Origin of the sequence: Mesorhizobium qingshengii, from assembly GCF_027563465.1 — a bacterium.
Classification (GTDB): domain Bacteria; phylum Pseudomonadota; class Alphaproteobacteria; order Rhizobiales; family Rhizobiaceae; genus Mesorhizobium; species Mesorhizobium qingshengii_A.
Genome location: NZ_JAPFQA010000006.1, coordinates 188,905 through 201,010 on the forward strand (window position 1 = coordinate 188,905; position 12,106 = coordinate 201,010).

The 12,106-nt window shown below is 62.7% G+C and carries 11 protein-coding genes; 2 read left to right on the forward strand and 9 right to left on the reverse strand.

Annotated elements, in window-relative coordinates; all coding sequences use genetic code 11:
- Positions 1-17: 17 nt before the first annotated feature.
- Positions 18-1,019, forward strand: a complete 1,002-nt coding sequence (locus OOJ09_RS16145; protein WP_269906129.1) for a 2-hydroxyacid dehydrogenase — start codon at positions 18-20, stop codon at positions 1,017-1,019.
- Between the two features lie 46 nt (positions 1,020-1,065).
- Here OOJ09_RS16145 and OOJ09_RS16150 read toward each other — a convergent pair whose 3' ends face one another.
- The 9 genes from OOJ09_RS16150 to OOJ09_RS16190 form a co-directional block, all read right to left on the reverse strand.
- Positions 1,066-1,554: a GNAT family N-acetyltransferase gene (locus OOJ09_RS16150; RefSeq protein ID WP_269906130.1), complete on the reverse strand. Its 489-nt coding sequence runs from the start codon at positions 1,552-1,554 to the stop codon at positions 1,066-1,068.
- Between the two features lie 3 nt (positions 1,555-1,557).
- A complete protein-coding gene (locus OOJ09_RS16155; RefSeq protein ID WP_269906131.1) occupies positions 1,558-2,313 on the reverse strand; it encodes a molybdopterin-synthase adenylyltransferase MoeB in 756 nt (251 codons plus the stop codon).
- A 101-nt stretch (positions 2,314-2,414) separates the two neighbouring features.
- Positions 2,415-3,554, reverse strand: coding sequence for a DNA replication/repair protein RecF (gene recF / locus OOJ09_RS16160; RefSeq protein WP_269906132.1), 1,140 nt, complete (start codon positions 3,552-3,554; stop codon positions 2,415-2,417).
- A gap of 208 nt (positions 3,555-3,762) precedes the next feature.
- Positions 3,763-4,881 (reverse strand): DNA polymerase III subunit beta, encoded by a 1,119-nt coding sequence (dnaN, locus tag OOJ09_RS16165; RefSeq protein ID WP_269906133.1) that lies wholly within the window; start codon positions 4,879-4,881, stop codon positions 3,763-3,765.
- A 303-nt stretch (positions 4,882-5,184) separates the two neighbouring features.
- Positions 5,185-6,729, reverse strand: a complete 1,545-nt coding sequence (dnaA, locus tag OOJ09_RS16170; RefSeq protein WP_269906134.1) for a chromosomal replication initiator protein DnaA — start codon at positions 6,727-6,729, stop codon at positions 5,185-5,187.
- 839 nt (positions 6,730-7,568) lie between these two features.
- On the reverse strand, positions 7,569-7,835 hold the full coding sequence (gene rpsT, locus OOJ09_RS16175; protein WP_091579634.1) for a 30S ribosomal protein S20: 267 nt from the start codon (positions 7,833-7,835) through the stop codon (positions 7,569-7,571).
- 160 nt (positions 7,836-7,995) lie between these two features.
- The gene (locus OOJ09_RS16180; RefSeq protein WP_269906135.1) at positions 7,996-8,769 is read right to left on the reverse strand and encodes an enoyl-CoA hydratase; all 774 of its coding nucleotides are present in this window, start codon (positions 8,767-8,769) and stop codon (positions 7,996-7,998) included.
- 33 nt (positions 8,770-8,802) lie between these two features.
- A complete protein-coding gene (gene mutM, locus OOJ09_RS16185) occupies positions 8,803-9,693 on the reverse strand; it encodes a bifunctional DNA-formamidopyrimidine glycosylase/DNA-(apurinic or apyrimidinic site) lyase (RefSeq protein WP_269906136.1) in 891 nt (296 codons plus the stop codon).
- On the reverse strand, positions 9,686-10,927 hold the full coding sequence (locus OOJ09_RS16190; protein ID WP_269906137.1) for a phosphopentomutase: 1,242 nt from the start codon (positions 10,925-10,927) through the stop codon (positions 9,686-9,688). The genes mutM and OOJ09_RS16190 overlap by 8 nt, the downstream gene beginning before the upstream one ends.
- Before the next feature lie 256 nt (positions 10,928-11,183).
- Here OOJ09_RS16190 and OOJ09_RS16195 point away from each other — a divergent pair, with 256 nt between their 5' ends.
- Positions 11,184-12,104 (forward strand): phosphate/phosphite/phosphonate ABC transporter substrate-binding protein, encoded by a 921-nt coding sequence (locus OOJ09_RS16195; protein ID WP_269906138.1) that lies wholly within the window; start codon positions 11,184-11,186, stop codon positions 12,102-12,104.
- Positions 12,105-12,106: the final 2 nt, after the last annotated feature.

The window sequence follows — 12,106 nt, forward strand, 5'->3', positions numbered from 1 at the left end:
TCTCAACGAGGGAAACAATGGTAGGCAAAAAGAAGCCTCTCGTGGTCATCACGCGAAAGTTGCCCGACCCGGTCGAGACCCGCATGCGCGAGCTGTTCGATGCCCGGCTGAATGTTGAGGACAGGCCGATGACGCAGCCGGAACTGGTTGCGGCGGTCAAGGAAGCCGATGTCCTCGTCCCGACCGTGACCGACCAGATCGACGCGGCGCTGATCGCCCAGGCCGGCGACAATCTCAAGCTGATCGCCAACTTTGGCAACGGCGTCGACAAGATCGACGTGGCTGCTGCTGCGAAGCGGGGCATCACCGTCACCAACACGCCGAATGTGCTGACCGAAGATACCGCCGACATGACCATGGCGCTGATGCTGGCGGTGCCGCGGCGGCTGGTGGAAGGCGCCAATGTGCTCACCGGAGACAAGAAATGGGCCGGTTGGTCGCCGACCTGGATGCTTGGACGGCGCATCTGGGGCAAGCGGCTCGGCATTGTCGGCATGGGGCGCATTGGAACCGCGGTCGCCAGGCGGGCCAAGGCGTTTGGCCTTTCCATCCACTACCACAACCGCCATCGCGTGCTGCCGGCGGTCGAGGACGGGCTGGAGGCGACCTATTGGGAAAGCCTCGACCAGATGCTGGCCCGCATGGACATCATCTCTGTCAATTGTCCGTCGACGCCGGCGACCTTTCACCTGCTTTCGGCGCGGCGGCTGGCGCTGCTGCAGCCCTCGGCCTATATCGTCAACACCGCCCGCGGCGATATCATCGACGAGGAAGCGCTGGTCAAGCTGATCCAGGACGGCAAGATCGCCGGCGCCGGCCTCGACGTCTACGAGCACGAGCCGGCGTTGAACAGCAAGCTGCTCAGGCTCGCCGCCAAGGGCAAGGTCGTGCTGTTGCCGCATATGGGCTCGGCGACGCTCGAGGGCCGCATCGACATGGGCGAAAAGGTCATCATCAACATAAAGGCGTTCGTCGACGGCCACCGCCCGCCGGACCGCGTGCTGCCGCTCAGAACCTGATCCTGTCGAAGCGACATTTCGCGGCCTTTCAAATGAAAGCCCGGGCTTACGCAAGAACCTTGCGCATGGTGATAGAGGTCGGCCTGAGATAGCCCTCATGTGCCGTCCGTTCTGTCTCGTGAAAACCGAAGCGTGCAAAGGCCGCATGGTTTCCGGTCAACTCGATCCGGGTCTGAAGCTCGAGGGCGGCCTTGCCGCGCCTGCGGGCAAGATCTTCGACCGCCTGCATCAGCCGGCGGCCGATGCCTTGCCCCTGACAGTCCGGCGCGACGGCGAGCTTGCCGACATAGACCTCCGCCACCCGATCAAGAGCAAAGACGCAGCCGACGATCCTGTCGCCCTTGAACGCCACGAAACCGGCTTCCCGCCGCGCCTTGTCGCGCAGATTGTCGGCGGTCAGCAGGTGCGCCGAGGAGGGCGGGTCGATGACACCGTCCATCGAAGCGAAGGCACGCATGATCAGTGCGAGCACATCGTTCCAACGATCGAAATCGGCCGGGATCCGGGCAACGGAAACGGCTTCTGTCCGGTCCACGGGTCAGTTTCTCTTGTAGCGGATCGTTTCAAAGCGCGCGGCCAGCGCATCGTAGAGCAGCAGCCGGCCAACCAGCGGCTCGCCGATGCCGGTGATCAACTTGATCGCCTCCATCGCCTGCAGCGTGCCGACGACACCAGTCAGCGCACCAAGCACCCCGGCCTCGGCACAGGACGGCACCACGCCGGGAGGCGGCGGTTCCGGAAACAGGTCGCGGTAGCCCGGGTTGGGCTTGCCGTCCTTGCCGTCCTCGAATGGCTTCAGCACGGTCACGGAGCCGTCGAAGCGCCCGACGGCGGCGTGCACCAGCGGTTTCCTTTCGCTCGCACAGGCATCGGCCACCGCATAGCGGGTTTCGAAATTGTCGGAACCGTCAACGACGATGTCATAGCGGGCGACGAGGGCGGCGGTGTTGTCCGGGGTCAGCCTGAATGTGTGGGTTTCGACAATGGTGTTGGGATTGATGCGGGCGATTGCCGCCTGCGCACTGTGGGTTTTCAGCATGCCGACAGTATCCGTGCCGTGAATCACCTGGCGCTGCAGGTTGGAGAGCGACACGGTATCGTCGTCGACCACGCCGAGCGTGCCGACGCCGGCGGCGGCAAGGTACTCGAGTACCGGTGCGCCCAGCCCGCCCGCGCCGATCACCAGAACCCGCGCCCGCTTCAATCTCTGCTGGCCGGCGCCACCGATTTCGGGCAGCACGATGTGGCGGGCATAGCGTTCGATCTCGTCGGCGGTCAGGGCGGAACTGGTCATCACCGGACCATATAGTGGCTGGAAAATCTTGTCAGGCCTTCATGCATGTCGCGCAAAAGTGTGGAGCGGTTCTGGGATAACGACATGCATGCAACAAAAATCTAGACGGTTGGCCCAACCGTACCGTGGTCGACGGTAAGGAACTGCGCGCGCCCCTTGAGGCTGGAAAACAGCGCCGCGTCGGTGCCGGTCATGAACACCTGGCAGTTCACCTCTTCCAGAATGGAAAACAGCGCCGCGCGCCTGCCGCCATCGAGATGCGCGGCGATTTCGTCGAGCAGCAGGATCGGCGTCATGCCCGACATCTCGCCAGTCAGCCGCGCGTGCGACAGGACAATGCCGACCAGCAGCGCTTTCTGTTCACCCGTCGAACAGAGCTCGGCCGGCATCGCCTTGGGACGGTGTCGAACCACGAGATCCGAACGGTGCGGGCCTTCGAGCGTGCGCCCGGCGGCGCGGTCGCGGTCGCGACCCTCGACGAGCGTCCGGCGGAATCGCTCCTCGACATCGACCGCCGGCGCGGCGGCAACCGCGGCTTCCAGTTCGCCCGAAAGGCCGATGTCGGCCTGCGGAAACGGCCCTGTGTCGGGCAGCTTGTCGATCATCGCGGCCAGCAGGCGCACCATCTCGGCACGTGCGGCGGCGATCGCCACACCGGTTTCGGCCATCTGTGTCTCGATCGCGTCGAACCAGCGGTCGTTCCGGGAGCCTTCAGTAAGCAGCCGATTACGGCCACGCATCGCCTTCTCGTAGTCGAGCGCCCGCTGCCCGTGGCCGGGATCGATCGCCAGCACCAGCCGGTCGAGAAAGCGCCGGCGATCCGCAGCCGGTCCGGTAAACAACGCATCCATGGCCGGCGTCAGCCACACCACGCGCAGCCATTCCAGCATGTCCTCGGTCGAACGCGCCGCAGCCCCGTTGATACGCACCCGTCTGCCACCCTCGCCGGCACTGTCGCCGCCTGAAATGCCGGTACCGATCTCGACCGGGCCGTCGGGTCCATCGAGCCGGGCATGCAGGGCAAAGCCGCCGTCGCCGCCCTCGCGCGCGACATCCGCGTAAGGCGCGCGGCGCAAGCCGCGTCCCGGCGTCAGAAAGGAAATCGCTTCGAGAAGATTGGTCTTGCCGGCGCCGTTGTCGCCGGAAAAAACCACGGCGCCTGGAGCGAGATCGATCGCCAGCGCAGCGTAGTTGCGAAAATTAGTAAGTGTAAGCTTACTTATATGAGTTTGTACCGGCAACCGCTATCCGCCTATAGAGCGGCTCGTCGTTTCACGGAAACGCGGAACAGCCCTATCTCTTTTTTCACGCAATTCCCAAGGGAAAGCGCTACGCGCTTTTCCCGGGAAAATCGTTTCACACGTTTCCTGGAATTGCTCCAGAAGTCGCCGCAACCATCGTTCTCGTTGCCGGTTTCTTGGCAGGCCCGGGTTGATGACGCAGCGCCAGCTACACCCGCATCGGCATCAGCACATAAAGCGCGGTTTCGTCGGCCATGTCGTGGATCAATGTCGGCGAACCGGCGTCGGCCAGCATGAACTTGGCCTCCGTGCCGGTCAACTGCGCGGCAACGTCAAGCAGGTACTTGGCGTTGAAGCCGATTTCGATCGGATCGGATGAGTAATCGGCGGCCAGTTCCTCGGTGGCGCTGCCGGAATCCGGATTGTTGACCGCCAGCGTCACTTGCCCCTCGCTGATCGAAAGCTTCACCGCGCGGCCGCGTTCGGAGGAAATGGTCGAGACGCGATCGACCGCGGCAGCGAAACTCTGGCGGTCGATGATCAGTTTCTTGTCGTTGCCGGTCGGAATGACCCGCTGATAGTCCGGGAAGGTGCCGTCGATCAGCTTCGAGGTCAAAACGACGCTGCCGATGGTGAAGCGGATCTTGGTGTCGGACAGTTCGGTGGTCACGGCAACGTCCGGGTCATCGACAAGCTTCTGCAGCTCGCTCACCGTCTTGCGCGGAATGATGATGCCCGGCATGCCCTCCGAGCCCGCCGGCGCGTCGATCTCGGCGCGTGCCAGACGGTGGCCGTCGGTCGCCACCGAACGCAGCTTCAGCTTGCCGCCGACCTCATGCGTGTGCAGGTAGATGCCGTTGAGATAGTAGCGCGTCTCTTCGGTGGAGATGGCGAACTGGGTCTTCTCGATCAAGCCCTTCAGGGCAACCGAGTCGAGACGGAAGATATGCGAGAAGGATCCGGCCGAAAGTTCGGGGAAGTCGGATTGCGGCAAGCACTGGAGACGGAAGCTCGAGCGGCCGGACGTCACCGTCATGGCATTGCCGTCCTCGTCTGTCTTGAGCATCACTTCGGCGCCGTCGGAGAGCTTGCGCACGATGTCGTACAAAAGATGCGCCGGAACCGTCGTCGCCCCGCCGCGCTCAACCTTGGCGGGCGTCGCCTCCGTCACCTCCAGGTCGAGATCGGTCGCCTTCATCTCCAGGCTGGCGCCCTCGGCGCTGAGCAGCACGTTGGACAGGATCGGAATGGTGTTGCGCCGTTCGACCACGCGGTGGACGTGGTTGAGCGACTTCAGGAGATTTGACCGTTCCAGGATAACACGCATGACGAAACAGGCTCGCTTGAATGAATGACGGGCTCCGGCAAGCGGCGTCCCGCGAAAGGTCTGAACAGGCTCAGAATCTGCGTAAACTGACAGGAAAAAACCAGCAAAGGCAAGCCCGCGCCACCGGTTCGGGCCGGCTGCGCGGGCTTTCTGGGGATAAACGGCAAGAACTCCGTGAGCCGGTGTGGGAAATCCGAAATCCGGACCGCTTCCGGCCCGCCCAACGAACCCATTTCGGGTTCAAGGCTGCGCAGGTAAGCCCTTGAATTCCGGTGTTGTTCCGCTTCGCACTTCCCGGGCCGGTCAGGCCTGGTCGTTGATCAGCCTTCTTAACAGCTCGAGTTCCTGCGCCAGCGTGTTGTCGTTGCCGGAAAGGTCCTCGATCTTGCGCACGGCGTGCAGCACGGTGGTGTGATCGCGACCGCCGAAGCGCCGTCCGATCTCGGGCAGCGAGCGCGGCGTCATCACCTTCGACAGGTACATGGCGACCTGCCGCGGCTTGACGATGGTGCGCGTGCGCCGGTTGGACAGCAATTCGGTTTTCGACACGTTGTAGTGGCGCGCGACGATACGCTGGATATCCTCGATACGGACCCGCTTCGGCTCGCCCGTGCGATAGATGTGGCCGAGTATCTCGTCGATACGGTCGATGGTGATCTGCGGTTCGAAGGACTGGCGGAACAGCAGCTGATTGAATGCGCCTTCCAGCTCGCGTCCGCTGCCGGTCACGGTGCGGGCGACGTGGTTGAGGATTTCCTCCGAGATGTCGAGCGACGCGTCATCGACCCTGGCGGTCGCAAGGCGCAATTTGAGCATGCCAATGCGCATGGCGAAATCGGGCGCCGACATTTCGAGCGCGACGCCGCCATTGAGACGCGACCGGACCCGCGGTTCGAGCGATTCCAGTTCCGATGGCGGCCGGTCGGCGGCAACAACGACTTGCTTGGCGCTGTCCAGCAACATGTTGATCAGGTGGCAGAATTCATGCTGGATCGACTTGCCCTGCAAGAACTGCATGTCGTCGATGATGAGCAGGTCGATGTCGCGCAGCTGCTCCTTGAGCGTCAGCGCATTGTTGTCGCGGATCGCGGTGGCAAAGCGCCACATGAAATACTCGGCCGTCAGATAGACGACGCGCGATTTTGGGTTCTGCTTCAGCGATTCCGCGGCGATGGCCTGCAAAAGGTGGGTCTTGCCGAGCCCGACGGTTGCGTGAAGGAAAAGCGGATTGAAGCGCACCGCGCTTGACTGCGATTCCGCTACCGCCTTGGCAGCGGCGAATGCCACCCGGTTCGACGGCCCCTCGATGAAGGAGCCGAATGTGTAGCGCGGATCAAGCGGCGAGCCGAGCACGTTGTGCCTGAACTCGCTCTCGACCGGTGTGCCCGGACGCGGAGCCGGTGCACGATCCGCCCTGCCGGGGCTGACAGTGCCGGCGGCGAGCGCCGTCTGCGTCTGCCGCGTCATCTTGCGTGCCGGGGTTACCTCAGGCTCGGCCTGGCTGCGCCCCTGGCGAGTGGCCGTGCGCACGACGATTTCGATCTTGAGGATATCGGGATCCTCCTGCTTCCACAGTTCGGAAATGAGGTCGAGATAGTGCCCGTTGATCCATGAGCGCAGGAAGGCGGTTGGCACCGAGATGCGGACGATGCCCTTGGAAGCCTCCGCGACCTTCATGCGTCCGAACCAGCTCGAATAGACTTCGGTTCCCAGGCGCGCCTTCAACTGGGCCTTGACCCGGTCGAACTTCTGCTCCGCGTCGCTGGAAACAGCCATGTCGCTTGCTCCGATCAAAGTTCCTGGGAATGGGAGGTCGCTCGTAAGCTCCCTTTCGATGCCGCTCTGCATGATCCTTGCCTTTCTGTACCTGTTTTCCGCTGGGGATGCGCCTCCTGCATCCTTGTTCCAGCGACTGCGTCTTCGCTACGATGCCCTTTGCCGCCGCCGGCAATGAACGTCGCCCACTATCCAGGGGAAACCGGAGCCGGCCCATGGAAGCCAGTCCGCGTTTTGGGTATGTCAAGGCAATACAACATCGTCCGGCGTAAAGGCGCCGGCGCGCTGTCTACCTGCCATGTCTCGTTACGCCAGTCCCCTTACCCACATCGAAAAGGACAAACCAACCCATCCGCAGACTTGATCCGCGTTGCAAATCCCGCCAATTTAAGCTGGCCGATTCAGGCTGGGGTGGGGGCTACGGGCCCGTCCCTTTCAATACGTCGACATTACCGAAATCGCTGTGGATAGGGCAAGGCCACGACTAACCGATTTTTAATGAATCTGCTTACCGCAGAGAGGTGCCGCAACGGTATATTTTGACAAAGCCATTGTGATTCAAACCCTTTTCCGGCGAATATGAAAAAGCCGGCGCGGCACGAAATTTTCTGAAATAATTCGCTTGACAGCCACTTGTCCCCCATCGCCCCGGCTCGATGTGAACAAGCTGTGGATGACTGTCTGTAACTATCTGAATAATAAAGATTATTTCTGAGTGCCGACTTTATTTCAGCAGTCGCTTTTCGGGGATATCGACTATCTGCCAGCAAGGCTGTGCCGGCAAAGTATTTCGAACGGCGGAATCCGTACCGGACACCATTTCCGATTATTCTTTTTAAGTACTTGCCGGCAAACGAAAAAACCCGGCGCAATTGGCCGGGTTCGAAGAACGTCAGTCTAGGAAAGTAATGTCAGGCCGACAATACCTTGACCCGCTGGGCCAGCCGCGAGACCTTGCGGGATGCCGTGTTCTTGTGGATCACGCCCTTGGTTGCGGCGCGCATCAATTCGGGCTCCGCGATCTTGAAGGCAGCCTGTGCGGCGGCCTTGTCGCCGGAGGCAAGTGCCTCCTCGACCTGGCGCACATAGGTGCGGACGCGCGAACGGCGGTTCTTGTTGATCGCTGCGCGGCGTACGATCTTGCGCGTTGCCTTTTTGGCCGAGGATGTGTTGGCCATGATGCCTCTCTTCTGATCTGGTCGGCGCATGCGGCATGCCGCAGGGCGCAAAAAACAAACGGGCAGCCACGGGGCCGCCTCGGTTGGTGCGGCTTATAGTTCAGCTTTTCCGGCGCGTCAACGCTGCCTGGCCTTCTTTTTGGCGGCCATCGGGCGGGCGTCAACGGTTGGTGAAATTCGGCTTCCGCTTCTCCGCAAAAGCCGCCATGCCTTCCTTCTGGTCTTCGAGCGCGAACAGCGAGTGAAACAGCCGTCGTTCGAACCGCAATCCCTCGGCAAGCGTCGTCTCGAAGGCGCGGTTGACGGCCTCCTTTGCCATCATCACCGATGGCAGCGAGAAATCGGCGATCTTGGCTGCCGCCTTGAGTGCCTCCTCGACGAGTTCGCCCGCGGGCACGACCCGCGACACCAGGCCCGAGCGTTCGGCCTCGGCCGCGTCCATCATCCGCCCGGTCAGGCACATGTCCATTGCCTTCGACTTGCCGACGAAGCGGGTCAGCCGCTGCGATCCGCCCATGCCTGGAATAACGCCGAGCGTGATCTCCGGCTGGCCGAACTTGGCGTTGTCGGCGGCGATGATGAAATCGCACATCATCGCCAGCTCGCAGCCTCCGCCGAGCGCATAGCCGGCCACCGCCGCGATGATCGGCTTTCGCACCCGCGTGAATTCTTCCCAGCCGACGAAGAAGTCCTGGCTGTAGGCGTCCACATAGGAGATCGACTGCATCTCCTTGATGTCGGCGCCGGCGGCGAAGGCCTTTTCGGAACCGGTGATGACCATGGCGCCGATACCGGCATCGGCGCTGAAACCGTTCACGGCCGCCACCAGTTCGGCGAGGATCTGGGAATTCAGCGCGTTGAGTGCCTTCGGCCTGTTCAAGATGATCAGCCCGACCTTGCCGCGCGTCTCGGTGATGATTGTCTCATAAGTCATGGCTGCGTCTCCTCGCTCGACCCATCGTCTAACTCACCGCTGACACGTCCGGCAATAGAAGGTCGAGCGGCCGCTCTGCACGACGCGCTCGATGTGACCACCGCAGCCAGGCTTGGAACAGGGTTCGCCTTCGCGGTCATAGACGGCGAAGGAATGCTGGAAGTATCCCAGCGATCCGTCGGTCCGCATGTAATCCCTGAGCGAGGATCCGCCGGCCGCGATCGCATCGGCGATGACCGAGCGGATGGCTTCGGCAAGGCGTTCGCTTTGAGCCTGGGCCTTCTTTCCCGGCTTGGCTATCGTGCCGGCCTCGCGCAGCGGCGACAGGCCGGCGCGCCACAGGGCCTCGGAGACATAGATATTGCCGAGCCCGGCGATCAACCTCTGGTCGAGAAGTGCTGCCTTCAGCGGCGATCGCCGCCCTTTCATCAACGATGCAAGCAGCGCACCGTCCAGTGTATTGCCCGTAGGCTCTACACCCAGCCCGCTCAGCATCGGATGCGTGTCGGGCGGCCCTTCCGAAAACAGCATGAAGCCGAAGCGGCGCGGGTCATTGAAGATCACGCGGGACCTGGCGCCGGCCGGGGACGCCACATCGAACACAACATGGTCGTGTGCCGTGCTCTTCGAGCGCTCATGATGGAACACGCCAGGCATTTCACTGTCATTCGCCGTCTCGATACGGAATGAGCCCGACATGCCGAGATGGCAGATCAGCGCCGGGCCGCCTTCGATATCCATCGTCAGATACTTGGCCCGGCGGCCGAGCGCGGTGATCGTCCTGCCGGTCAGCCGTTGCGAGAATTTCTCAGGAAATGGAAAGCGCAGATCCGGCCGGCGCGCCTCGATACGGGTAATGGTGGCGCCTTCCAGGACCGGCTGCAACCCTCGGCGGACCGTTTCGACCTCGGGCAATTCAGGCATGACCGCCAATCGATCTATAGAAGGAAGTGCCGTGCCGGCCGCGCGCCAGCCCAAGATGCTCGGCCACGGTTTCACCGATGTCGGCAAATGTTGCCCTCAGCCCGATATCGCCGCCTTTGAAACCTGGTCCGGTGCCGATCACCGGGATACGTTCACGCGTATGATCGGTGCCGCGCCAGGTCGGATCGTTGCCGTGATCGGCCGTCAGGATGAGAAGATCGCCTTGCTTCAATCTTGCCAGCGCCTCCGGCAGCCGCCGGTCGAAGGCCTCGAGCGCGGCGGCATAGCCGGCGACATCGCGGCGATGTCCGAACTCGGTGTCGAAGTCGACGAAATTGGCGAAGACCAGGTCGCCGTCGCCGGCATCGTCCATTGCCCCCAGCGCCTCATCGAACATGGCCATGTTGCCCGCCGCCTTGCGCACTTCCGAGATTCCACGATGGGCGAATATGTCGCCGATCTTGCCGACCGCGATGACGCGGCTTCCACGCGCCGTCAGCCGGTCGAGCAGGGTCGGCTCCGGTGGTGGCACGGCGTAGTCATGGCGGTTGTAGGTTCGCTCGAAAGTTGCGGCGGTTTCCCCGATGAACGGCCGCGCGATCACCCGTCCGATCCTCAGTGGGTCAACCAGCTTGCGCACCACCTTGCAGAATTCATAAAGCCGCTCCAGGCCGAAATGAACTTCATGCGCCGCGATTTGCAGGACGGAGTCGACCGATGTGTAGCAGATCGGCTTGCCGGTTCGGATGTGCTCCTCGCCGAACCGCTCGATAATCTCGGTGCCCGGCGCGTGACAATTGCCGAGAATGCCCGGCACCTTGCCGATGCGGATCATGGCCTCGGTCAGATCGGCCGGAAAGGCGGGAACCGTATCAGGGAAATAGCCCCAGTCGAAGCGCACCGGCAGGGCGGCGATCTCCCAGTGGCCGGACGGCGTATCCTTACCGCTCGAAACCTCCTGCGCCGCGCCGTGGAAGGCAGTCGCGAGCAGATCCGTCCTACCGGTGTCGAAGCCTAGCCCCGTGGCGGTTTCGGCAGCCTTGCCAAGCCCGAGCGAGGCCATGTGCGGGACGAAGAGAGGCCCGTTGCGGAGTCCCTCGCGATCGGCGCGGCCTTCCGTGCAGGCTTCCGCGATGTGCCCCAATGTATTGGCGCCGGCGTCACCGTAGCGCTCGGCGTCGGCAGCGCCGCCGATACCAAAGGAGTCCAGAACGAAGAGGAAAGCACGCGCCATTGGAGCCATTGTTGCCAGTTTGGACGCCCAGACATAGGGTTCGCCGGCCGCATTGGCAATTCGGAAACCAAACGGCAATGGCTTGGCACGACAGTCTGGTGCATGTCACCCAAAAGCGCCGAGCGGTTTTGGGACAGCGACATGCACAATACAGACATGCGCAATACAGAAGACTACAGTATCGCGACACGCCGGGCATGGGACGACATGGATCGAAGAAAACAGAGGACCCTCTTGTCATGACAGATGTCTTGTCATGAAAGCTGCCCTGAAGGCGTGTGCTGCCCTCATGGTCGCGCAGGGCGTGGTCTGGTCTGATCCGGCGCGGGCCGACTGGCGCGAAGATATCGGCACGTTTCGCATAGGTATCGTCGCCGAACCCGGCGCCGTCAACACCGTTCCGGGGCTGGCGCTGTTGACCGATGCCTACACCAAGGCCTTGGGCATGAAGGTCGAGTTCGTCGTCGCCCGCGACTATGGCGCGCTGATCGAGGCGCAGGCCAATGCCCGCATCGAATATGCGATCTATTCGGCGACTGCCTACGCGACGGCCTCGCAGCGCTGTGGATGTGTCGAGCCACTTGTGGCTCCGGTTGATTCCGACGGCGCGATCGGCATCCGCTCCGTTCTGCTGACGCGGGACGGCAAGCTGCCTGACCTGGCGGCAATGGAGAACCATCGCATCGCCATGGCGCCTTCGAGCAGCGTCGGCGGTTCTCTCCTGCCGCTGGCGGCGTTGGCCGCGGAAGGCCGCAAGGTCGCGGAAGATGCACCATTTCTGGTCCATGCCGATTCGGCCGCGGCAGCGGAAACGATGCTGGTCGACGGCAAGGCCGATGCCTTGTTCGGCTGGGTGACGGCCGCTGCCGACGGCCAGCCGGAAGCATCGGGCACGCAGGCGAGGCTCGAAACGGCAGGGCTTTCGGCAACGGCACTTCAGGTCTTATGGACGTCGGGCCTGTTGAGATACGGTCCCCATGCCGTCCGTAGCGATCTCGACCCGGAAGCGAAGCGCCGGCTCACCGTGTTCCTCACCAACCTCAAGTCGATGACGCCGGACGTTTACGATCTTCTGGAATCGAAGCATTCCGGCGGCTTCACCGTCGCGGCCGCCAAGGACTACGAGATGGCGCAAGCCATAGTGCGTCTGGTCTCGAATGGCGGCTCGCGGCGATAAAG